A 23,190-nucleotide genomic window follows, 5' to 3' on the forward strand; every position below is an offset into this window, starting at 1 on the left:
CGAGGTTATTCACAGCGGCCGGTGGATAACTCGGGTATCGGCGCTTGCATCGCAAGTTCACCGATCTTTGATAAATCAGTTTACTCAAGGACAGTAAGCCCGGTTTGAACGCCGTGCCTTGCTGAACAAGCCGTCCAACCCTGTCCCTACAACAATCATTCTCAAACGCAACGCATCGCCGATTGCGATTCTCTGGCATCTTCGGACACCCGGTTGATAAAGATGTTTTCTGCCGTAAGACTAAAATATTTCTTAAGATTTCCTGTGACTTGCCGCTAAACAGCAGGCAGGTCGATTAATTCGCTTTTCATGATGTGGTGGACTTCACGGAACGCTTTGAATAAAAAAGACATTCCGCGAATCAAACCGATCGCGAATCGCCGATAAGCCCGCCAGAGTAAAAATCCAAAGCGCCTTTCCGCGCCGGTTTCGTCCATCGAAAACGGCCGGTCGATCGCCGATAACACTCTGTCTATTCCGGGGAAAATGAAAACACGTATTGCATGCGCCGTGACGCTCGTCATGGCTATGACGGGTTGCGCCACCGTTTCCGATCAGCCGGCCAAGGTCGAAGCGCCTCAACCGCGCGTCCAGCAAACCGCCGCTCAGCAATCGCAGGCCACGCCCGCGCTTAAAACCTTCAAACGCAAAATTGCGATTGGCCGGTTTACGAACGAAACGCGCTATGGCCGCACCTTCGTCACCGACGCCAGCCTCGATCCGCTCGGCAAACAGGCCAGCGATATTCTCGCCGCCCGTCTCGTCCAGTCGAAAGAGTTCATGGTTTTCGAGCGCCCCGACCTCGGTAAGGTCGCTGCGGAACAAGGGCTGTTGAAAGACGGCAAGATGATCGGCGTCGATACGCTGATCCTCGGCTCCGTCACCGAGTTCGGTCGCGGTACGACCGGCAAGGCAGGCTTCCTCAGTTCGACCAAGATCCAGACCGCGCACGCCAAAGTCGAACTGCGTCTCGTCGATGTGAAGACCGGCTATGTGTTTTTCTCGGCGCAAGGCAGCGGCGACGCCTCGACCGAATCCGGCGAAATCGCGGGCTTCGGCAGCCGCGCCGATTACGACGGCACCTTGAACGACAAGGCCATTTCCGCAGCGATCTCCGATGTGATCGGCGCGATGATGACCCGGCTCAACGAACGCCCGTGGCGCACCGACATCCTCAAGGCCGACGGCAGCACCGTGTTCATCACCGGCGGCCCGCGTCAGGGCATCCAGCCGGGCGCGACGCTGCGCGTTTTCAAACCGGGCGAATCCGTGCAAAGCGGACAGACCGGCTTCCAGATCGCGTTGCCCGCGACACCCGTCGCCACACTGCGCGTCGTCAGTTCCTTCGGCGACAACGAAACCAACGAAGGCTCGGTGACGCAGGTCACGAGCGGCACGATTCCCACCAAGGGCGCGGCCAATTACTACGTCGCGGAGTAAGCATGCGGACAACTCGAATCACGACGCGCATCGGTGGCGCGTGGCTGGCGTGCGCGCTCGGCGCAGCCGTTCTCGGTGGCTGCGCGCTGCCGCAATCGAAGGTCGAATCGGGCGGCACACGTCCGACGCTCGCGCTGATCGGCGCGCCATCGGATGCATCGCTGATGCTCGACGGCACGGTGATCGGTCAGGCGTCGTCGTATGACGGCGTCCAGCACGTACTCACGGTCGAAGAGGGCGCGCACACGGTGGAAGTACGACGCAACGAACAGATCGTCCTGCGCAAGAAGGTCTTCGCGACCTCGGGCGAGACGATCAAGGTGGATGTCGCTAACGGAGGCACGCAATGATGATCGGTACATGGATGAAGGGCGCGGGCGCGATGGCGCTCCTCGCGCTGGCGACGGGCTGCGCGCAGCAACAGGTCGCGAAGTACAACTGGGGCGACTACGAGTCGGCGATGTACAACTACTACCAGACGCCGGCCACGAGCCGGGCATTCGCGGACAAGCTGCTGTCGGCGATTCAGGCGTCGGAATCCGCTGGAAAGAAGGTCCCGCCCGGCATGTACGCCGAGTATGGCGAGCTGATGTACGAAGCGGGCGACAACGCCGCCGCGACGACATTCTTCGAGAAAGAGAAATCGACGTGGCCGGAATCGTCGGTGCTGATGACGAACATGATTCGCCTCGCGTCCTCGTCCGCATCCAGGCCCGCTGACAAAAGCAGCAAGACGGGTGACGCAACGACGCCCGTCCTGTCGACCAACGCCGCTGCGGCCAACCTGACCCAGAACAAATGATGACGATCCGATCCCTGTTCCGTGCAGCGTGTGCCGCTGCGCTCGTCGCCGCGCTGGCGGCCTGCGTGCCGCTCAAGACCGCGAACAAGCACGCGGACTACAGCGCATTCCGCGCTGCCGCGCCGCATTCGATTCTGGTGGTGCCGGTGGTCAACGAGAGCGTGGACGTCGATGCGCCCGACTTCTTCCTGTCGACGATCGCGCGTCCGCTGGCCGAGCGCGGTTACTACGTGTTCCCGGTCAACCTGACGAAGAAAGTCATGTCCGACGACGGCCTGTCCGACGCGAACATGGTCCATGCGAGCGATCCGACTGCATTGGGCAAGATGTTCGGCGCGGACGCGATCATGTATATCCGCATCAAGCGGTGGCAGTCGCAATACATGATGCTGAAAACGGTGACGACGGTCGAACTGGATTACTCGCTGAAAAGCGGCACGACCGGCGAGGAATTGTGGAAAAACCATGAGTCGCTGCAATACGCGCCGCAAGCGGCGAATACGGGCAACCTGCTCGGCGATCTGATTTCCGCGGCGGTGACGGCAGCCGTCCAGAAAGCCAAACCGAACTACATTCCGCTCGCGCGCCAGGCCAATCTGCGCGCCGTGGATCTGATCGGAACCGGTTTGCCCGCAGGCCCGTACGACAAGTCGTATGGACAAGACAACGCGTCGTATTGAACGCGCTGAACCCGCATCGTTGCGGCGGGTAAGTTGAAGCGGGCGGCCTTTGGGCCGCCCGTTTTCGTTTTACGACGCCGTTTTCAAAACCGACGCGAAAAATAGCCTGGTTATCCACAGACGCCTCTGGATAACTATGGGATTCATCACTGCACTAGATGTGGACCAAACCTTGATAACTCGCGCCGTGTATACGTCGCCCGCAAAGTTGTCCTTTTTCCAGGCGCGCTGTCCCACTTTGGCGCGCAGGGTTATGGATTTCCCATCGCATTGATTTGACGACGAAGTTCGGGGTTATCCACAGAAAAGCGTGCAGCTTGTTAACTGCTACTACGTATATATACAAAGACGTAAACAACCAGAGGATAACTCCGCTCGACGGCAAAGCAGGGCAATGCGCGATCGGGCAATGGCCTGGCAAAGGGTGTTTTCTTCACTACGCTCAGCTTCGCCGGATCACGCCGCTTTCCTCAATAAACGCAGTCCGTTCGCTACTACCAGCAGACTCGCGCCCGCATCGGCGAACACGGCCATCCACATCGTGCCCATGCCGATCAGCGTCAACACGAGAAACACCGCCTTGATCGACAGCGCGAGCGCGATGTTCTGCACCAGCACCGAATGCGTGGCTTTCGACAGCCGGATGAACAGCGCGATCTTGCGCAGATCGTCGTCCATCAGCGCGACGTCGGCGGTTTCGATTGCGGTGTCGGTGCCCATCGCGCCCATCGCGAAACCGATGTCGGCGCGAGCGAGCGCGGGCGCGTCGTTGATTCCGTCGCCGACCATCCCGACCCGCACACCGTTTTTCGACAGATCGATCACAGCCGCGAGCTTGTCTTCCGGCAACTGGTTGCCACGCGCTTCGTCGATCCCGACCTGTTGCGCGATCGCTTCGGCCGTGTGCGGGTTGTCGCCTGTCAGCATCGCGGTTTGCACGCCGAGCGCGTGCAGTTCCGCAATCGCGTCGCGGCTGCTGTCCTTCACCGTATCGGCGACTGCGCACAACGCGAGCACGCGTTCGGCGTCGATCAGCATCACGACGGTTTGGCCCTGGCGCTCCAGCGTGTCGAGTCGCGCTTCGAGATCGGTCGAGCAGCGCGACAGTTCTTCGACGAGCCGATGATTGCCGAGCCAGTATTCGCGACCGTCGATCACGCCTTTGACGCCACGGCCGGGCAACGCTTCGAATGCATCCACTGTCAGCATGTCGACCGAATCGCTTTGGGCCGCCTGCGCAATCGCCGTCGATACCGGATGGTCCGAGCGGGCGGCAAGACTCGCGGCCAGTGCGCGCGTGCGTGCTGCGTCGGCGTTGGCGGCGCGCAATTCGAACGCTGTCTGGACCGGTTTACCGTGCGTTATCGTGCCGGTCTTGTCGAGCGCGAGCCACTTCAGCTGACGGCCCTGTTCCAGATACGCGCCTCCTTTGATCAGAATGCCTTTGCGCGCCGCTGCCGCAAGACCGCTGACGATGGTCACGGGCGTCGAAATCACCAGCGCGCACGGACACGCGATCACCAGCATCACAAGCGCCTTGTATATCCAGTCGAGCCACGCACCGCCGAACAGCAGCGGCGGCAGAACCGCGAATCCCAGCGCGATCGCGAACACGATCGGCGTATAGACGCGCGCGAATTGATCGACGAACCGTTGGGTGGGTGCTTTCGAACCTTGCGCTTCCTCGACTGCGTGGATGATCCGGGCGAGCGTGGTGTTGTTCGCCGCCGCCGTCACGCGATAGTCAAACGAGCCGGATGCGTTGATCGTGCCCGCGAACACGGCGTCGCCTTCGGACTTATCCACAGGCAGGCTTTCACCGGTGATCGGCGCCTGGTTCACGCTGGAGCGGCCCGACACGATGTCGCCGTCGAGTCCGATCCGCTCGCCGGGTTTGACCCGCACGACATCGCCGACGCCGATCGATTTCACGTCCTGCTCGATCCAGCTGCCGTCGGGCTGTCTGACCGTGGCCTGTTCGGGCGTCAGTTGCATCAGGCCCTTGATGGCGTTGCGCGCGCGATCGAGCGATTTGGCCTCGATCAGCTCGGCGATCGTGAACAGCACCATCACCATGGCGGCTTCCGGCCATTGACGCAGGATGAGCGCGCCGGTCACGGCAATGCTCATCAATGCATTGATGTTCAGATTGGCGTTGCGGATCGCGAGCCAGCCTTTGCGGTACGTGTTCAGACCGCACGACACGATCGCGACGATCGCCAGCGCGGCCGGAATCCAGGCCGGAGCGCCCAGCCAGCTTGCCGCTTCCGCGCCGACGGCCGCAACACCGGCGAGCGCGAGCGGCCACCACGGCTTGGGCGGTGCGACGGGCGCTTCGGTCGGCGGCGCGTCGGCTTCGATGACTTCGGGCGTGAAATCGAGCGATCGGACCGCCGAAACGATCGAATCGCGCGCGTTGGGCGCGTGAACCACGGTCAACACGCGTTGCATCAGGTTGAAGTCCAGCCCGCGCACGTCCGCCATCCGGCCGAGTTTTTTGCGGATCAGCGCTTCTTCCGTCGGGCAATCCATCTGCGTGATGCGGATGGCGGTGCGAACGCTGTCGCCGGTGACGGCCAGCTCGACCGTGGAGGCGGCGACCGGCGCAGCGGCGCAGCACGCGCCGTGGTCGTGGTCGTGGCTGTGGGCCGCTTCGTGGGCATCGGCGGAATGATCGTGTCCCGTGTGATCGTGCGCATCATGGTCGTGCCCGCAATCATGCGCAGACCCCGAATCGTGCCGATGTGCGTGATTTTCCAACGCTTTTTGGTGCGACGCTTGCAGCGGATCGGGATGTTCGTGGGACGGCTTTGCGATACTCATGATGGCTTCCTTGCTGAATTTGTGGTCTAGTAAACACCTTGAAGCCACTACAAGGTCAAGGCCGCAATCCGGAGGCTCCATGAAGATTGGCGAACTCGCGAAGATTGCCCACTGCACGACCGAAACCATCCGCTTTTACGAAAAAGAAGGGCTGTTGCCCGAAGCGGAACGCACCGAAGCGAATTACCGGAGTTACGTTGCGAAGCATGTCGAAAGACTGCGTTTTATTCGCAATTGCCGTGCGCTCGACATGACGCACGACGAAATTCGCGGCCTTTTGCGCCTGACCGACGCGCAGGAAGGCGGTTGCGGCGCCATCAACGCACTAATCGATCAGCACATTTCACATGTGGATATGCGGATCGAAGAACTCAAGCAGCTGAAAGTGCAACTGACGACCTTGCGCGAGCAATGCCACGGCGAGCAGGCGGTCGACGACTGCGGCATCGTCCACGGGCTCACCGATATGGACGTTCCCGTGCGCACTCGTCACACGCATCTGGGCTGAAAGCAAGCGTCGTCGTCGTCCAGGTTTTGAGCCGTCGAATCGAAAAAGGCGTTGCCGCTGCCTGTCGCAACGCCTCACACATCACCGAATCCAGTTGGAGAAGCAACGTGTTTACCTGTAGAAACCAGCCCTGCGACGCGCAGTGGGAAGAATCCGACGTCGTCATCAAGAACGAAGGCCAGGGCCTGCTGTTCCGTTGCCCGATGTGCGGCGCACGCAATTACGTCGAGCGTTTCGACGCCGACGACGGCACGGTGGTCTACGAGCAGATCGACGGCCGTCCTTTCATCTAAGCCATCGGATCACTCACATGAACACCCCCACGACCGCCGCGCCGGGCGCGCCTTTCAGTACGCTGGCGTTGCCGCCCGCGACGCTCGCGAACCTGACGCAACTCGGCTATGTCGACATGACGCCGATCCAGGCGGCCAGCCTGCCGATCGCGCTGGCCGGCCACGATCTGATCGCGCAAGCCAAAACCGGTAGCGGCAAGACGGCGGCGTTCGCGCTGGCGCTGCTGTCGCGCCTCGACGTGCGCAACTTCGCCGTGCAGGCAATGGTCCTGTGCCCGACCCGCGAACTCGCCGATCAGGTCACGCAGGAAATCCGCCGCCTCGCGCGCGCCGAAGAAAACATCAAGGTGCTGACGCTGTGCGGCGGCACGCCGATGCGTCCGCAAACCACCAGCCTCGAACACGGCGCGCATATCGTCGTCGGCACGCCGGGCCGGATCATGGATCACCTCGAACGCGGCAGTCTCGCGTTGCAGGGCTTGAACACGCTGGTGCTCGACGAAGCGGACCGGATGCTCGACATGGGCTTCTTCGACGACATCGTCACGGTTGCACGGCAGTGTCCGAAGGAGCGTCAGACGCTGCTGTTTTCGGCCACTTACCCGGACGGCATCGGCAAGCTGAGTCAGCAGTTCCTGCGCAATCCCAAGGAAGTGAAGCTCGAAGAGCGTCACGACAACAGCAAGATTCGTCAGCGCTTCTACGAAGTCACCGAAAACGACCGGCTGCATACGGTCGGCATGTTGCTGAATCATTACCGTCCGGTCAGCACGATCGCGTTCTGCAATACCAAGCAGCAATGCCGCGACTTGCTCGACGTACTGGCGGCGCAGGGTTTTCATGCGCTCGCGCTGCACGGTGAACTCGACCAGCGTGAACGCGATCAGGTGCTGATCCAGTTCGCGAACCGCAGTTGCTCCGTGCTGGTCGCCACCGACGTCGCCGCGCGCGGTCTGGATATCGCGCAACTCGAAGCCGTGATTAACGTGGACGTGACGCCGGATCCGGAAGTGCACACGCACCGGATCGGCCGCACGGGTCGCGCGGATCAGGAAGGCTGGGCGCTGAGCCTCGCGAGCATGAACGAGATGGGGCGCGTGGGCGGCATCGAGCAGGCGCAAAAACGCGAGGTCGAATGGCATCCGGTGTCGGAGCTGACCGCGCAGAGCAACGAGCCGCTGTTGCCGCCGATGGAAACGCTGCAGATTCTGGGCGGCCGCAAAGAGAAAATCCGTCCCGGCGACGTACTCGGTGCGCTGACCGGCGACGCCGGCTTCAGCGGTTCGCAGATCGGCAAGATCAACGTGACCGAGTTTTCGACTTACGTGGCGATCGAACGCGGCGTCGCGCGCGATGCGCTGCGCAAGCTGAACGCGGGCAAGGTGAAGGGCAAGAAAGTCAAAGTCCGTCTGATGGACGAATAAGCGACAGGTCGAGCGGCTGATCCGCCAGACGGATTCGCCGCTTTCCTGCGCGAGCGCCATGACATAAACGCATGGCGCGTATGACAAAGTTTCGATTGTGACGGTGTATTGGCTGATGCCTAATCAGCAATCAATGCAACGCGGTGCGCAATGCGCCGCGTTGTCGTCAGAAGGAGACTTTTCATGCAGAGCGCTTTGCAAGCCCGCTCAAAACTGCCTGACGTAGGCACCACCATCTTCACCGTGATCGGCCAGCTGGCCGCGCAATACGACGCGCTGAATCTGTCGCAAGGCGCGCCGAACTTCCTGCCCGATCCGAAATTGATCGACGGCGTGGCGAATGCGATGCGCGCCGGTCATAACCAGTACGCCCCGATGGCCGGCACCGGCCCGCTGCGCGACGCGCTCGCCGCGAAAGTCGAAACCCTGTACGGCGCGCGCTACGATCCCGCATCCGAAGTCACCGTGCTCGCCAGCGCGAGCGAGGGCCTGTATTCGGCGATCAGCGCGCTCGTGCACCCCGGCGACGAGGTCATCTACTTCGAGCCTTCTTTCGACAGCTACGCGCCGATCGTGCGCCTTCAGGGCGCAACACCGATCGCGATCAAGCTGTCGCTCGACGATTTCCGCGTGAATTGGGACGAAGTCAGCGCGGCGATCACGCCGAAGACGCGGATGATCATCGTCAACTCGCCGCACAATCCGACCGCGACGGTGTTCAGCCACGCCGATATCGAACGGCTGAGCGCGCTGACGCGTGATACCGACATCGTGATTCTGTCGGACGAAGTGTATGAGCACGTCGTCTTCGACGGCGCGAAGCATCAGAGCATGGCGTGTTATCCGGAACTGGCCGAGCGCAGCGTGATCGTGTCGTCGTTCGGCAAGTCGTATCACGTGACCGGCTGGCGTGTCGGTTACTGCTTTGCGCCGGCGGAATTGATGGTCGAGATTCGCAAGGTGCATCAGTTCATGGTTTTTTCGGCCGATACGCCGATGCAGCACGCATTTGCCGACGCGCTGGCCGATCCGTCCAGTTATCTCGATCTTTCCGGGTTTTATCAGCGAAAGCGGGATTTACTCGTGCGCGAATTGCGCGATTCGCGCTTCGAGTTATTGCCGAGCGAAGGCAGCTTTTTCCTGCTCGCGCGCTTCAGGCACTTCTCCGACGAAAGCGACAGCGATTTTGTTTTGCGCTTGATCCGCGACGCGCAAGTCGCGACGATTCCGTTGTCCGCGTTTTATACGGACGGCACGGATTCGGGGTTGATCCGGCTGAGTTTTTCGAAAGACGACGATACGTTGATCGAAGGCGCGCGGCGGCTTCGGGCAATCTGATTTGGTGTTTCCACTCAAGGGCAAAACCGACATGACACGGGTGAAGCGGTTGTTGGCGGCGGGATTGGCGTGCGCATCGATGGCCGCGTGCTGGCCCGCAATGGCGGCCGATGCCGCCTCGATGCGTTTCGGACTCGAAGCGCAATATCCGCCGTTCGAATCGAAAGGGCCGAACGGCGAATTGCAGGGACTCGATATCGACGTCGGCAAAGCCGTTTGTGCGGCGGCGCATCTGACATGCACGTGGGTCGAAACATCGTTCGATGGATTGATTCCGGCGCTTCAGGGTCGCAAGTTCGACGCGATCAATTCGGCGATGAATGCGACGGAGAAGCGTCGTCAGGCGATCGATTTTACGAGCGTCGTGTATCGCGTTCCATCGCAGTTGATCGCGCGCAGCGACAGCGGATTGACGTCGACGGCGGCGTCGTTGAAAGGCAAACGCGTGGGCGTCTTGCAGGCGTCGATCCAGGAGACGTTTGCGAAAACGCATTGGGAACCGGCGGGCGTGAACGTGGTTTCGTATCAGGATCAAAACCAGGTATACGCGGATCTGATGGGCGGACGGCTGGATGCGACGTTGGTGCTGGCGCCGGCGGGGCAAACGGGTTTTCTGTCTAAACCCGATGGCAAAGGATTTGGGTTTGTCGGTCAGCCGGTACGCGACGACACGATTCTCGGAAGCGGAATTGCGTATGGAATCCGCAAAGGCGATAAGGCGTTGCGCGAGCAATTGAATGCGGGAATCGCCAAAGTGCAGGCCGACGGCACGGTGAAGGCGCTAGCGAAAAAGTACCTGGGCGATATCGACGTATCGCCGAAGTGATTTGCGTGGATGCGGTTCGCGTCGCTCAGTTGAGCGGCGCGTGGATCGTATCGTATTGGGTCTGAAATGAAAAAACCCGGTCAGCTTTCGCTAGACCGGGTTTTTAAATACTTGGTGGGGCGTGACAGATTCGAACTGTCGACCTACGGATTAAGAGTCCGCTGCTCTACCAGCTGAGCTAACGCCCCCAAACAGAAGACGGATTATGCAGCACTTTTCAGAGTTTGCCTAGCCCCCTTTAGCAGATTTCTTAAAAAAACTGTCAAGATTCACCGCACTAAAACGACGTCCGCGAGCCATGTTCCGAAAGCGCGGAGTCGCAGACGTCCCGGTATGATGTGACGACACGATGCCCCGCGAAATGTCGCGTGGCTGCAACCGGGGCCAAGGATGGATGACAAAGAAATCGCCGAGCTGCTCGACCGCGTGCTGGCGCCGTGGGTTCGCTCGCTGTCGTTGACGCCGGTCAGCGCGGACGAAGATAGCGTGACCATGCGTCTGCCGTTTTCCGGCGAACTGCGTCATTCGGGCGGCGTGATCTGCGGTCAGGTCTTCATGGCTGCGGCCGACACCGTGATGGTCGTCGCGATCAGCGCGGCGCTCGGCGGTTTCAAGCCAATGACCACCGTCTCGATGAACATCAGCTTCATGCGCGCCGTTCGCAAAGGCGACGTGACGATCACCGCCCGCGTGCTGCGAATGGGCCGCAACCTGGTTTTCGGTGAAGTCGAACTATTCGACGAAGACGGCAAAATGGCCGTCCACGCGACCACCACCTACGCACTTCTCAACTAACACCCTCACACGTTTCGCTGCACGCCCACATTCCGGACGCTTCGCGACTTATCGCGGCGTCGCGTGCGGTATCCGAAGGACAACACCGATGTTCGATCAGGTCGTATTCGCGGGCGGCGGCAATCGCTGCTGGTGGCAGGCAGGTTTCTGGGATGTCGTGCAACCGGAGCTGAAAATCCGGCCACGTGTGATCACCGGCATCTCGGCCGGCGCAGCCACCGCGTGCATGCTCTACACGCGCGATTCCGAATGGGTGATGCGCTATTACGAGAAAGCATTGCGCGGCAATACGCGAAACGCGTATTGGGGCAATCTGTTGCGCGGCGAATCGGTATTTCCGCATTACCGGATTTATCGGCAGGCGCTGCTCGATATCTACGGCGAGAAGTTTTCGCAATTGCAGGATTCACCGGAAATCCGTATCGGCGTGTCGCATCTGCCGCGCTGGCTCGGCGCGCGCAGCGCCGTCGCGGCGGGATTGATCGCCTACAACATCGAAAAATACGTCCGCAAGACGCTCCATCCGACGCTCGGTCAATCGCTCGGTTTTCATCCGGAATTTGCGCGCGCACAGGATTGCACGTCGGTCGATGAACTCGCCGACCTGATCCTGCAATCGTCGAGTACGCCGCCGTTCACGCCGGTGTTGCGGCGCAACGGCCGGCCGGTGCTCGACGGCGGCATGGTGGACAACGTTCCCGTCGGCGCGCTCGACGATGCGCCCGGCATGGTGCTCGTGATGGTCACGCGGCTTTATCCGCGTCCGCAGATGTTCGTCGTGCCGCACGGCACGCAGCAACGTCTGTATGTGCAACCGTCGCGCAAGGTGCCGATCTCGAGCTGGGATTACACCAGCCCATCGCAGATGCAACATGCGTATCACCTCGGCCGCGTGGACGGCGAGCAGTTCCTCACGCGCATGCCCGAGCTGATGGAAGCCGCGGCGAACGACTGAAACGCGTGACGGCGCGTCGGGCAGCACCGAAAACACATCGCTGCAAACAAAAACGGCGCGCGTCCGGGATCGTTGCAGATCGCCGAACGCGCGCCGTCATCACACGCGACACCTCACACAACGCTTACCGGCGACGTCCGCCCTGAAGTGCTTCAGGATTCGCGACGCTCGACAGATCGCCGTTATCAAACGCGATGATGTTGTTGAACGCGGCGGTGAAGTACTGCTCGTAGCTTTCGCGTTCCACGTAACCGATGTGCGGCGTGCAAATCACGTTTTCCATGCGCAGCAGGCTGTAGCCCTGCAGGATCGGCTCGCTTTCGAACACATCGATTGCGACCATACCCGGCCGGTTGTGCGACAGCGCATTCAGCAGCGCGTTTTCTTCGAGCAGTTCGGCGCGGCTCGTATTGACCAGCAGGGCGGTCGGTTTCATACGCAGCAGGTCTTGCGTCGTGACGATGCCGCGCGTGTCGTCGTGCAGGCGCAAATGCAGCGACAGCACGTCGCTTTGCTCGAACAGCGCCTCACGGCTTTCCGCAACCGCGAAGCCGTCGGCGAGCGCCGCTTCGCGCGTGTGTTCGCGACCCCAGATCAGCACGTTCATCCCGAACGCCTTGCCGTATCCCGCCAGCAATCGCCCGATCTTGCCGTAACCCCAGATACCCAGCGTCTGACCGCGCAGCACCTGACCCAAACCGAAGTTCGGCGGCAATGCCGACGTCTTCAGCCCCGACTGCTGCCAGGCGCCTTGCTTAAGGTTTGCCACGTATTGCGGAATCCGGCGCTGCGCGGCCATGATGAGAGCCCACGTCAATTCGGCCGGCGCGATCGGCGAACCGGTGCCTTCGAGCACCGCGATACCGCGCTCGCTACAGGCGGCCAGATCGATGTGGCTCGATACCTTGCCGGTCTGGCTGATCATCCTCAGACGCGGCAGCTTGTCGAGCAGTTGCGAGTTCACGCGCGTGCGTTCGCGGATCAGCACCAGCGCGTCGACTTCCGCGAGGCGGCTGGCAAGCTGACCGAGGCCGCGCACGGTGTTGTTGAATACCTTGACCTCGTGGTCGGCCAGCAATTGAAAGCAGTCAAGCTTACGAACAGCGTCCTGGTAGTCGTCGAGGATGGCAATCTTCATGATGTCGGGGGTGTTTTGCGGTGCACCATGCGGGTGCGGAACGGAGTGTTAAGCTGACTGTCCCAATGTGAGATAGATCACATGCAGAACTGAGTGAATGCCTTAACGTGGAAGTGCCGCGTAAGACGGCCTCACGACGCTACGGCTAAGTGACATCGTTTTTAACAGTTTGTTGCACGGTGAGGCAAGCCGCTTTACAGACGGTTGCAGACACTCTACCGGCAACAGGCTGTGTTGGCCCAGGGACGACATGCCGCCTGCTTACGTCTGGTTTCCGGCGAAGCGGGTTTGAACGCCTCTCGCGTGCAGCGTCTTTTGGGCTCGTACCGTTTTTCTTGCTAAATCAAAACGGAGACAGCTCGATGAATCATCCCGCTATCGCAGGTCAATCCACTCTCGAATCCAGCGTGCAGGCGCCGGATTGGGTGAGACACAAAAAACTGATCGATTGGGTTCAGCGCGTGGCCGCACTGACCCGGCCCGAACGCGTCGTGTGGTGCGACGGCTCGCAGGAGGAATACGATCGCCTGTGCGCGCAGATGGTCGAAGCCGGCACGCTGACAAAGCTCAATCCCGCCAAACGCCCGAACTCGTTTCTCGCCTGTTCCGATCCGACCGATGTGGCGCGCGTCGAAGATCGCACGTTCATTTGCTCGCAGCGTCGCGAAGATGCGGGACCGACCAATAACTGGATCGAACCGGCCGACATGCGCAGCACGCTCGACGGTCTGTTCGACGGCGCGATGCAAGGCCGCACGATGTACGTCGTGCCGTTTTCGATGGGGCCGCTCGGCTCGCCGATCGCGCATATCGGCGTCGAGTTGAGCGACAGCCCGTATGTCGTGACGAACATGCGGATCATGACGCGGATGGGCCGCAAGGTGTACGACGTGCTCGGCACCGACGGCGAGTTCGTGCCATGCGTGCATTCGGTCGGCGCGCCGCTGGTCGATGGTCGCAAAGACGTGCCGTGGCCATGCAACGACACCAAATACATCGTTCACTTTCCCGAGTCGCGTGAAATCTGGAGCTTCGGCTCGGGCTACGGCGGCAATGCGCTGCTGGGCAAAAAATGCTTCGCGCTGCGGATCGCATCCACGATGGGCCGCGACGAAGGCTGGCTCGCCGAACACATGTTGATCCTCGGCGTTACGTCGCCGGAAGGGCACAAGCATCATGTCGCGGCCGCGTTTCCGTCGGCGTGCGGCAAGACCAATTTCGCGATGCTGATTCCGCCGGCGCAGATGAACGGCTGGTCGATTTCGACGATCGGCGACGACATCGCGTGGATCAAGCCGGGCCAGGACGGACGCCTGTACGCGATTAATCCGGAAGCCGGCTATTTCGGCGTGGCGCCCGGCACGAGCGAAAAGACCAACTTCAACGCGATGGCGACGTTGAAGGAAAACGTGATCTTCACCAACGTCGCGTTGACCGACGACGGCGACGTCTGGTGGGAGGGCATGACCGACGACGCGCCCGCGCATCTGATCGACTGGCAGGGCAAGGACTGGACGCCGGAGATCGCGAAGGAAACCGGTCGCAAGGCGGCGCACCCGAACGCGCGCTTTACCGCGCCAGCCTCGCAATGTCCGTCGATCGATCCTGATTGGGAGAATCCGGCGGGCGTCGCGATCGACGCGTTTATCTTCGGCGGTCGCCGTTCGACCACCGTGCCGCTCGTCACCGAAGCGCGTAACTGGGTCGAAGGCGTCTACATGGCCGCGACCATGGGCTCGGAAACCACGGCGGCGGCGGCGGGGCAACAGGGCGTGGTGCGCCGCGATCCGTTCGCGATGTTGCCGTTCTGCGGCTACAACATGAGCGACTATTTCGGTCATTGGCTGAACACCGGCAAGCGCCTCGAAGCGCTGCAAGCGAAGCTGCCGAAAATTTTCTGTGTGAACTGGTTTCGCAAGGGGCCGGACGGCAAGTTCGTGTGGCCGGGTTTCGGCGAAAACATGCGCGTGTTGCAGTGGATGGTTGCGCGGATCGAAGGCTCGGCGAACGGCGAAGACCATGCGTTCGGCGTGTCGCCGGATTACGACGACCTCGACTGGCGCGGCCTGAACTTCACCCGCGAGCAGTTCGAGCAGGTCATTTCCGTCGACGATGCCGCGTGGCGCGCCGAACTCGCGTTGCACGGCGAGCTGTTCGACACACTGCAACATGGGCTTCCGGACGCGTTGAAGGCCGCTAAGGCTTCGCTCGAAGGACGCCTCGAAAGCTGATTTCGGCGTCGATGTAAGTAGTCGCTAACCAAAAAAGCCGCCTTCGGGCGGTTTTTTTTCTTTCGTAACAATTACGTTGACGCTTTTTAGCCACTTTTAGGGTCGAAATCGGGCCCGAGTCTGTTCGAACAATTCGGCTGATGTTAGCTGCATTGCAGCATATTGTTTCCAAGTTAGGAACAATAAGGGGTGAAATGCACCGAAGTAGCGCATAGTGGGCACAAATTCAATAAAAAATGCGCTTCCTTAGGCAACTTCTGCACGTTTTCGGGAGTCGTAGGAGAATTCCAAATTCGCTACCCGCGTATAGATGGGAAGCTGTATTACGGCAGGAGTTGTCTCATGGATCATTTGCAGTCGATGCGAGTTTTCGTCCGAGTGGCGGATCTCGGCAGTTTTGCCCGCGCAGCCAGCGCGATGGATATCTCCAACGCGGTCGCCACCCGCCACGTTGCCGATCTGGAAGGCCGCCTTGGAACGCGACTTCTGAATCGCACTACCCGTAGCCTTTCGTTGACCGAGTCGGGTCAGGTTTATCTCGAACGCGCTCGCCAGATTCTCGACGAGCTTGAGGACGTCGAGCAGATGGTGGTGGCGCGCAACCACGAACCCGTCGGCACGTTGCGCATCGTTGCGCCCGTGGTGTTCGGCCTTCATAACCTCGCGCCGGTGTTGCAGACCTACGCCGAACGCTATCCGAAGGTGATTCCGGATGTGACGCTGGTGGATCGCCAGGTCGATCTGGTCGAAGAAGGTTTCGATGTCGGCGTCGTGATTGCGCGTCAGATGCGCAGCGCCAGCATCGTCACGCGACGTCTGACCACCGGTTGCATGACGGTGTGCGCGACGCCCGCGTACCTCGAAAAGCACGGCATGCCGACGCGTCCCGAGCATTTGCTCGAGCATCCGTGTCTGAGCCTGCCGTCCGAATATTGGGGCGACGAGCGCGTGTTCACGGGTCCGGACGGCGAAGTGCGCGTGCGCCCGACTAACGTGATAGTCGCTAACAACACGGAAATGCTGCGTCAGTTCGCGTTGCTGGGAATGGGCATCGCGATACTGCCGAGCTATCTGATCGGTCGTGACATGACACGCGGCAAGCTGGTGCGTCTGCTCGGCGATTACCGTCTGCCGCAGGTCGAGATCAACATTGCGTACCCGAGCCGCCGTCACTTGCCGGCCAAGGTCCGCACGTTCATCGATCATCTGGTCGAGCATTTCAGCCAGACGCCGAATAGCCTGCTGGGCGAACAGTGGATCAAGGACGGCATGGGCAATCCGGGTGCTGCGATCTCCGCGGAAGCATCGGAGATGATGCCCCCGGAGGCTTTTGACGGCGCCGAGCCGTTGTCGCGTCTGCTCGATAGCGAGTTGCCGGCGAAGCCGCCGACCAAGGCACCGGTTCGACGGCATTCGGCGCTGTCGCCGTTGTGATCGTCGGCGGCGCGGGTCGGAAGCGCGCCGCTGAATAAAAAAGGCGCAGTCACGTCAGTGACTGCGCCTTTTTTTGTGCCCGCCCGTCCAGCCGACGACGATGCGGGAACTTCACTTCCCGCGTCGTGCCGCCCGTCCAGGGCCGAGTGTTACGAGCCCGTCTTTCGCGCCGCGACCTTCTTCGCCGGTGCTTTCTTTGCCGCGGCCTTTTTAGCCGGCGCCTTTTTGGCAGCGACCTTCTTTGCCGCCGGTGCTGCCGCTTCCGTCACGACGTCGCCGTCTTCCGCTTCGGCTGCGCCCTTGGCGGCCGCCGCAGCACTCTTCGCCGCCGCCGTCTTGGCTGCGGTTTTGGCGGACGGTTCCTTCTTCTCGAATTCGAAACCGATCTTGCCGTCGCCCTGTTTGACGAGGAACGCCTTGAAGTTACGGCCCGTGCGCGACGACTTGAAGTTGGTCAGCAGATCCGTACGACCGCCATCGAGCAGCTTCGCCATCTGTTCGCGCGCGATTTCCTGCTGGAGGATCACCTTGCCCGAACGGAAGTCACAGGTTTTCGGATTCGCGACCGAGTTCTCGCAGACATAGCTCATGCCGTGCTCGAACACGCGTCCCTTGCACTTCGGGCACGCGCCGACCGCTTCCTGCGCGGAGAAATCGGGCGGTTCGCCGTCTTCGGTGCCGGAATCCTGACCGAAATCGAATTCGAGCTTGTAGTTCTTCGTTTCGTCGTCGAACGACAGCTTCAGAATGGCCGAGAACGGGCGGCCCATCTTGCTGCGGAAACCCGACAGCGGTCCGATCGTACGGTTCTTCAGCAGGTCTTCGACTTCTACGATCTCGAACTGACGGCCGCCGGGAATCTTCGAAATCGAGAACTCGCATTTCGAACAGGCAAAGCGGCGATAGTTTTCCTTCACCTGACCGCCGCAATTCGGACACGGCGTCTGCAACGTCGCGTAATCGCCCGGGATCGTGTCGGAATCGTATTCCTTCGCACGCTTGACGATGGTTTGCGTCATGCGGGCAATTTCCTGCATGAACTCGTCGCGCTTCAGGTTGCCGCGCTCCATCTGCGACAGCTTGTGTTCCCACTCGCCCGTCAATTCCGGCGCGGTCAGTTCTTCGACGCCGAGACCGCGCAGCAGCGTGGTCAACTGGAACGCCTTGGCGGTCGGAATCAGGTCGCGGCCTTCGCGCACGAGATACTTTTCGCCCAGCAGACCTTCGATGATCGCCGCGCGCGTGGCCGGCGTGCCGAGACCCTTGGCGGCCATTGCCTCGCGCAATTCGTCGTCTTCGACCAGCTTGCCCGCGCCTTCCATCGCCGACAGCAGCGTGGCTTCGTTGTAGCGAGCGGGCGGCTTCGTCACCAGTTGATGGGCGGCGATCTTGTCGGTCTTGACCTTCTCGTCCTTCTGCACCTGGACGAGGTTCGCGTCTTCGCCGCTGGTTTCGCGGCCGTAGATCTGCAACCAGCCCGGTTCGACCAGCACCTTGCCTTCGGTCTTGAAGTGATGTCCGACGACTTCGGTGATGCGGGTCGTCACGCGAGATTCGGCAGGCGGGAAAAACACCGCCAGGAAGCGTTTGACGACCAGGTCGTACAGCTTCTGTTCCGGCTCGGACAACGCTTTCGGCGCTTGCAGCGTCGGGATGATTGCGAAGTGATCCGTGATCTTCGAGTTGTCGAAGATGCGCTTGTTCGGCTTGACCCAACCCTTGTCGAGCGCCTGTTTCGCGAACGGCAGGTAGTTGTTGCTTTCCTTCAGCATCTCGAGCGTGCTTTTCACGGTCTCGATGTAGTCCTCGGGCAGCGCGCGCGCGTCGGTACGCGGGTAGGTCAGCACCTTGTGCTTTTCGTACAGCGCCTGCGCGAGGCCAAGCGTGTTCTTGGCCGAAAAGCCGAAGCGGCCGTTGGCTTCACGTTGCAAGCTCGTCAGGTCGAACAGTGCCGGCGACAGTTGCGTGGACGGCTTCGATTCTTCCGTCACCGTACCGATCTGGCCGCGGCAGGCGGCGACGATGGTTTCGGCCGCGGGCACGCTCCACAAACGGGAGTCGCGCTTTTCCGGATCGAACTCGTCTTTCTTGAACTTCGGGTCGAACCAGCGGCCTTCGTAGAAACCGGCCGCGCAGACGAATTCAGCCTTCACTTCCCAATAGTCGCGCGGGACGAAACGGCGGATTTTCTCTTCACGTTCGACGACGATCGACAAGGTTGGCGTCTGTACGCGACCCACCGTGGTCAGGAAGAAGCCGCCGCCCTTGCTGTTGAAGGCGGTCATCGCGCGCGTGCCGTTGATGCCGACCAGCCAGTCGGCTTCGGAGCGGCAGCGGGCTGCGTCGGCGAGCGGCTGCATTTCTTCGTCGCTGCGCAGACGGGCGAAACCGTCGCGGATCGCGCCGGCAGTCATCGATTGCAGCCACAGACGCTGGACCGGCTGCTTGGCTTTTGCGTGTTGCGCGATCAGGCGGAAAATCAGCTCGCCCTCGCGCCCCGCGTCGCATGCGTTGATCAGGCGGTCGATGTCTTTGCGCTTCAGCAATTTCGTCAACACCTTGAGCCGCGATTCACTTTTCGCAATCGGATTCAGGTCGAAATGCGGCGGAATAACCGGCAAATTGGCGAAACTCCATTTGCCGCGTTTTACTTCGTATTCTTCGGGCGCTGCAATTTCGAGCAAATGGCCGACCGCCGACGAAAGCACGTAATCGTCGCTTTCGAAGTATTCGTCATGCTTGGTAAAGCCGCCCAAAGCTTTCGCGATGTCGTTCGCGACAGAAGGCTTTTCGGCGATGATCAGTGCTTTGGACATGACTGGATATCAGTTGGTAGAACCGGGTTTGCGACCTTGGGTTGGCGACCCATTAACGACCGCTTTATAGCACACGCGGCTCGCGCCACGTGTCAAGTGCCGAAAAAAGCGGCCATTCGTCATGGCCCGTCGGTGGGTGGGGCACGCCGTCGGAATGGTTGTCCGTCGGACCTGCCGGAGCCGTTTCGGTTCAGGCGGCGACCAGCGCCGGACGTAACTTCGGCGCGCCCTTGATACCGGGCACGGCAGTCAGATCGGCCAGCATCCGTTCGACGATCGCCGCTTGCGGCAGCACGGTGCCGAAAAACCGCGTTGTCACCGAGTCTTCGATCAGAATGGTAGGAAAGTTTTCCACATCGAGGTCGTCGAAACGGTCGGCGTGCGTTTCGATATCGATCCACGCGAAACAAATATCAGGATGCGCGTCGGCCAACCGGTCGAACGCGCTCTGGTAATCCCGGCAGGTACCGCACCACTCGGCACACAGGCAGGCGACGAACAGTGTCGCGTTGTCGCTGATGCGCTCCGCGATCCGGTCGTTGTCGGTGTCGAGATTCAGCGCGGGCATGGCGGGTCCTTACGTACTTTTATCAGGTGCTTTGGCGCGAATGTAGCATGCGCGTTCAGCCGGTGTGCCCGGCGCGCGTGAAACGTCCGCCCGGCAGCGCGGTCAACTGGCCGGCCAGTTCCAGTTGCAGCAACGTGCTTTGCAACGCCGCGTCGCCCATGTCGGTGCGGGCAGCGAGGATTTCAAGCGTAACCGGCGAATGACCGAGCGCGGCGAGCAGACGTTCGGCATCGGCGCAATGGGTTGCGGAATGTGTCGGCGGCGCGGTTTCGTCGGGCGTGACGGGGGCGGGCGGCACGGCGATGAAACCGAGTTCCTCCAGAACTTCGTCGGGCGTTTCGACCAGTTTCGCGCCTTGCTTGATGAGCCGATGACAACCCCGCGACAGCGGCGCATGAATCGAACCGGGTAACGCGAAAACATCCCGCCCCATTTCGTTGGCGAGACGCGCGGTGATCAGCGAACCCGAACGCATGGCTGCCTCGACGATCAGCACACCGCCCGACAAGCCCGCGATCAGCCGGTTGCGTTGCGGAAAATGCGACGACCGCGCCGACGTGCCCAGCGGCCATTCCGACAGGATGGCGCCGTGGTCCGCGATCTGCCGCGCGAGCGCGTGATGCGCGGCCGGATACACGAGGTCCGCGCCGGTGCCGATCACCGCGACCGTGCTGCCGCGCGCGGTCAGCGCGCCGCGATGCGCCGCGCCGTCGATGCCGAGTGCGAGGCCCGATACGACCGTCAAGCCGGCGTCCGCGAGATGCCGCGCGAAACGGTACGCATCCTCGGTGCCTTGCGGCGTCGCGCTCCGGCTGCCGACGATCGCCACCGCTTTCGTGTGAAACAGTTCGAGGCGTCCCTTTACATATAGCAACGCCGGCGGATCGGGCATCGTCAGCAGCGCGGGCGGATAAACGGGGTCGTCCAGCGTGACGACGGTGTTGCCCGGCAACTCGCGCCACGCGAGCACGTCATCGAGCTGTTGCGTGAAGGCCGAACCTGGCGGCGCGAGGACGGCGCGCGCCGACCCTTCGTCGGTGGCGATGGCGAGCATCTCGAACGACTGCGCGAGGATCGTCGCGGGCAAGCCGAAGCGCTGCAATAGCGCGCGCAATGCGCCCGGTCTGAGACCTGGCGCGTTGGCAACGCGCAGCCACGCGGCGAGTTCGGTGTCGGTGGTGGGCAAGGTGTGCATCAGGCGCTTCCTCCAGCACGGCCAGCGGGCGGACAGTCCCCATGCTAAAATTTTCATCATCCGAAATAACTGTTGCGCCGCGCCCGCCCGCGCGGAGTCGTCGTTTGCGCCCAGCTCGAGCAGGCGTTGCGCGATGTTTTCAATGCGCGTGGCGCGGTTGAATCCATCGGCTTCGTCAGCATCTATCCTGTGCGTATCACGGTGGCCTCACAAGCTGGCCGAATGGCTAATCAGGCGGGCACTCACCCCTTCGCGGCGCCTAAAAAACTACCTACGATCATGGCTTTACTGAACATCCTCAATTACCCGGACAAGCGGCTTCACAAGATTGCGAAGCCCGTCGAAGTCGTCAACGACCGTATTCGCCGACTCGTCAAAGACATGGCCGAAACGATGTACGGCGCGCCCGGCGTCGGCCTCGCGGCGACGCAGGTGGACGTGCATGAACGCGTGATCGTGATCGACGTTTCCGACGCGCACGACCAGCTGCTGGCCTTCATCAACCCGGAAATCATCTGGTCGAGCGAAGAGCGCAAGCTGAACGAAGAAGGGTGTCTGTCGGTGCCGGGCATTTACGACAACGTCGAGCGCGCGGAAAAAGTGCGCGTGCGTGCGCTGAACGAAAAGGGCGAAACCTTCGAGATGGATTGCGACGGCCTGCTCGCCATCTGCATCCAGCACGAAATGGATCACCTGATGGGCCGTGTGTTCGTCGAATATCTGTCGTCGCTGAAGCAGACCCGGATCAAGAGCAAGATGAAGAAGCTCGTGCACGCGCTGTAAGCGCCCATCGTCACCCACTGCTCTTATTCATGACTCAGTCTTTGCGCGTCATTTTTGCCGGTACGCCGGAGTTCGCCGCGGCGGCGCTCGCTGCCATTCACGACGCGGGTTTTGAAGTGCCGCTGGTGTTGACACAGCCGGACCGTCCGGCCGGACGTGGGATGAAACTGCAGGCGAGTCCGGTCAAGCGCTATGCGCAGGAGCACGGACTCGCGGTCGCACAACCGACGTCGCTGCGTCGCAACGGCAAATATCCGGCCGAGGCGAGCGCCGCGCTCGATCTGCTGCGCGACACGCCGCACGACGTGATGGTGGTCGCGGCTTACGGGCTGATCCTGCCGCAGGAAGTGCTCGATCTCCCGAAGCATGGCTGCATCAACATTCACGCTTCGCTGTTGCCGCGCTGGCGTGGCGCCGCGCCGATCCATCGCGCAATTGAAGCGGGTGACGCCGAAACGGGCATCACGCTGATGCAGATGGACGCGGGCCTCGATACCGGCGCGATGATTTCCGAAGTGCGCACGCCCATTCTTGCCGACGACACCACCGCGACGCTGCACGATCGCCTCGCGCAAGCCGGTGCCACGCTGATCGTCGACGCATTGCACGAACTGCAAAGCCACGGCGCGCTCGCGTCCACGCCGCAGCCGGAACACGGCACGACTTACGCGGAAAAGATCGGCAAGCATGAGGCTGCCCTCGACTGGCGCAAGCCGGCCGCCGTGCTGGCCCGTCAGATTCGCGCGTTCGATCCGTTCCCCGGCGGCGTCGCCACGCTCGGCGACGGCACTGCGCTGAAACTTTGGGCAGCCGCGCCGGTTGAAGCGTCAGGCGAAACGGCTGAACCCGGCACGATTCTCGACGTGTCGCCGGATGGCGTGACGGTTGCGTGCGGCGAAGGCGCGCTGCGTCTCACGCAATTGCAAAAGCCGGGCGGCAAGCGCCTGCCGGTTCGCGAGTTTCTCGCCGGTTCCACGCTCGAAGCGGGACACCGTTTCCAGCTTCCCGACGCGGACTGATCCGCGCCGGTTCCACGGCCGCACACGCCATGAACCGAACCCTGCAAACACGGTAACAGGCGGACGGCCACGTCCGCCATCCACCGTTCGGCCAGGTCGCGCCGCGTGTCGGCGGCGCGTTA

At 61.5% G+C, this 23,190-nt stretch carries 21 protein-coding genes and 1 tRNA gene; 15 read left to right on the forward strand and 7 right to left on the reverse strand.

What is annotated here, in order from left to right; translation table 11 throughout:
- Positions 1-275: 275 nt before the first annotated feature.
- Positions 276-524: a hypothetical protein gene (locus tag PW947_RS13035; RefSeq protein ID WP_299632533.1), complete on the reverse strand. Its 249-nt coding sequence runs from the start codon at positions 522-524 to the stop codon at positions 276-278.
- Between PW947_RS13035 and PW947_RS13040 the strand changes: the two genes are divergently transcribed.
- From PW947_RS13040 to PW947_RS13055, 4 genes are read left to right on the forward strand one after another with little or no spacing between them, the layout of a single operon-like run.
- Positions 523-1,440: a CsgG/HfaB family protein gene (locus tag PW947_RS13040; protein WP_299632534.1), complete on the forward strand. Its 918-nt coding sequence runs from the start codon at positions 523-525 to the stop codon at positions 1,438-1,440. The genes PW947_RS13035 and PW947_RS13040 overlap by 2 nt on opposite strands.
- 2 nt (positions 1,441-1,442) lie before the next feature.
- Positions 1,443-1,790 (forward strand): hypothetical protein, encoded by a 348-nt coding sequence (locus tag PW947_RS13045; protein WP_299632535.1) that lies wholly within the window; start codon positions 1,443-1,445, stop codon positions 1,788-1,790.
- Positions 1,787-2,242 (forward strand): DUF4810 domain-containing protein, encoded by a 456-nt coding sequence (locus tag PW947_RS13050; RefSeq protein WP_299632536.1) that lies wholly within the window; start codon positions 1,787-1,789, stop codon positions 2,240-2,242. The genes PW947_RS13045 and PW947_RS13050 overlap by 4 nt, the downstream gene beginning before the upstream one ends.
- Positions 2,239-2,922, forward strand: a complete 684-nt coding sequence (locus tag PW947_RS13055) for a GNA1162 family protein (RefSeq protein WP_299632537.1) — start codon at positions 2,239-2,241, stop codon at positions 2,920-2,922. The genes PW947_RS13050 and PW947_RS13055 overlap by 4 nt, the downstream gene beginning before the upstream one ends.
- A gap of 456 nt (positions 2,923-3,378) precedes the next feature.
- Here the strand turns inward: PW947_RS13055 and PW947_RS13060 are convergent, their stop codons facing one another.
- Positions 3,379-5,745 carry a heavy metal translocating P-type ATPase gene (locus tag PW947_RS13060; RefSeq protein WP_299632538.1) on the reverse strand — a complete coding sequence of 789 codons (2,367 nt, stop codon included), beginning with the start codon at positions 5,743-5,745 and terminating at the stop codon, positions 3,379-3,381.
- A gap of 79 nt (positions 5,746-5,824) precedes the next feature.
- On the opposite strand from PW947_RS13060, the gene cadR reads away from it, so the two are divergent.
- The 5 genes from cadR (at position 5,825) to PW947_RS13085 (ending at position 10,134) form a co-directional block, all read left to right on the forward strand.
- Positions 5,825-6,253 (forward strand): Cd(II)/Pb(II)-responsive transcriptional regulator, encoded by a 429-nt coding sequence (gene cadR / locus PW947_RS13065; protein WP_299632539.1) that lies wholly within the window; start codon positions 5,825-5,827, stop codon positions 6,251-6,253.
- A 107-nt stretch (positions 6,254-6,360) separates the two neighbouring features.
- Positions 6,361-6,546 (forward strand): hypothetical protein, encoded by a 186-nt coding sequence (locus PW947_RS13070; protein WP_299632540.1) that lies wholly within the window; start codon positions 6,361-6,363, stop codon positions 6,544-6,546.
- 17 nt (positions 6,547-6,563) lie between these two features.
- Positions 6,564-7,970 (forward strand): ATP-dependent RNA helicase DbpA, encoded by a 1,407-nt coding sequence (dbpA, locus tag PW947_RS13075; protein ID WP_299632541.1) that lies wholly within the window; start codon positions 6,564-6,566, stop codon positions 7,968-7,970.
- 183 nt (positions 7,971-8,153) lie between these two features.
- Positions 8,154-9,308, forward strand: a complete 1,155-nt coding sequence (locus tag PW947_RS13080; RefSeq protein ID WP_299632542.1) for a pyridoxal phosphate-dependent aminotransferase — start codon at positions 8,154-8,156, stop codon at positions 9,306-9,308.
- Between the two features lie 31 nt (positions 9,309-9,339).
- Positions 9,340-10,134 carry an ABC transporter substrate-binding protein gene (locus PW947_RS13085; protein WP_299632544.1) on the forward strand — a complete coding sequence of 265 codons (795 nt, stop codon included), beginning with the start codon at positions 9,340-9,342 and terminating at the stop codon, positions 10,132-10,134.
- A 112-nt stretch (positions 10,135-10,246) separates the two neighbouring features.
- On the opposite strand, the gene PW947_RS13090 is transcribed toward PW947_RS13085, so the two are convergent.
- A tRNA-Lys gene (locus PW947_RS13090) sits at positions 10,247-10,322 on the reverse strand.
- 202 nt (positions 10,323-10,524) lie between these two features.
- Here PW947_RS13090 and PW947_RS13095 point away from each other — a divergent pair.
- Positions 10,525-10,929, forward strand: coding sequence for a PaaI family thioesterase (locus PW947_RS13095; RefSeq protein WP_299632546.1), 405 nt, complete (start codon positions 10,525-10,527; stop codon positions 10,927-10,929).
- A gap of 88 nt (positions 10,930-11,017) precedes the next feature.
- Positions 11,018-11,884: a patatin-like phospholipase family protein gene (locus PW947_RS13100; RefSeq protein ID WP_299632548.1), complete on the forward strand. Its 867-nt coding sequence runs from the start codon at positions 11,018-11,020 to the stop codon at positions 11,882-11,884.
- A 124-nt stretch (positions 11,885-12,008) separates the two neighbouring features.
- Here PW947_RS13100 and PW947_RS13105 read toward each other — a convergent pair whose 3' ends face one another.
- Positions 12,009-13,022, reverse strand: a complete 1,014-nt coding sequence (locus PW947_RS13105) for a D-2-hydroxyacid dehydrogenase family protein (RefSeq protein WP_299632550.1) — start codon at positions 13,020-13,022, stop codon at positions 12,009-12,011.
- A 362-nt stretch (positions 13,023-13,384) separates the two neighbouring features.
- Between PW947_RS13105 and PW947_RS13110 the strand changes: the two genes are divergently transcribed.
- Both PW947_RS13110 and PW947_RS13115 read left to right on the forward strand, forming a co-directional pair.
- On the forward strand, positions 13,385-15,253 hold the full coding sequence (locus PW947_RS13110; RefSeq protein WP_299632553.1) for a phosphoenolpyruvate carboxykinase (GTP): 1,869 nt from the start codon (positions 13,385-13,387) through the stop codon (positions 15,251-15,253).
- Between the two features lie 342 nt (positions 15,254-15,595).
- Positions 15,596-16,687, forward strand: coding sequence for a LysR family transcriptional regulator (locus PW947_RS13115; protein ID WP_299632555.1), 1,092 nt, complete (start codon positions 15,596-15,598; stop codon positions 16,685-16,687).
- A gap of 149 nt (positions 16,688-16,836) precedes the next feature.
- Here PW947_RS13115 and PW947_RS13120 read toward each other — a convergent pair whose 3' ends face one another.
- The 3 genes from PW947_RS13120 to dprA form a co-directional block, all read right to left on the reverse strand.
- On the reverse strand, positions 16,837-19,503 hold the full coding sequence (locus tag PW947_RS13120; protein WP_299632557.1) for a DNA topoisomerase III: 2,667 nt from the start codon (positions 19,501-19,503) through the stop codon (positions 16,837-16,839).
- 190 nt (positions 19,504-19,693) lie between these two features.
- Positions 19,694-20,071 (reverse strand): thioredoxin family protein, encoded by a 378-nt coding sequence (locus PW947_RS13125; RefSeq protein WP_299632558.1) that lies wholly within the window; start codon positions 20,069-20,071, stop codon positions 19,694-19,696.
- Positions 20,072-20,126: 55 nt separating this feature from the next.
- On the reverse strand, positions 20,127-21,266 hold the full coding sequence (gene dprA, locus PW947_RS13130) for a DNA-processing protein DprA (protein ID WP_299632560.1): 1,140 nt from the start codon (positions 21,264-21,266) through the stop codon (positions 20,127-20,129).
- Positions 21,267-21,545: 279 nt separating this feature from the next.
- Between dprA and def the strand changes: the two genes are divergently transcribed.
- Entirely contained in the window at positions 21,546-22,049 is a 504-nt protein-coding gene (def, locus tag PW947_RS13135) for a peptide deformylase (RefSeq protein ID WP_299632562.1), read from the forward strand.
- Positions 22,050-22,078: 29 nt separating this feature from the next.
- Positions 22,079-23,068: a methionyl-tRNA formyltransferase gene (fmt, locus tag PW947_RS13140; protein ID WP_299632564.1), complete on the forward strand. Its 990-nt coding sequence runs from the start codon at positions 22,079-22,081 to the stop codon at positions 23,066-23,068.
- Positions 23,069-23,190 lie beyond the last annotated feature (122 nt).

The sequence above is a fragment of the Paraburkholderia sp. genome, from assembly GCF_028283785.1.
Lineage (GTDB): Bacteria > Pseudomonadota > Gammaproteobacteria > Burkholderiales > Burkholderiaceae > Paraburkholderia.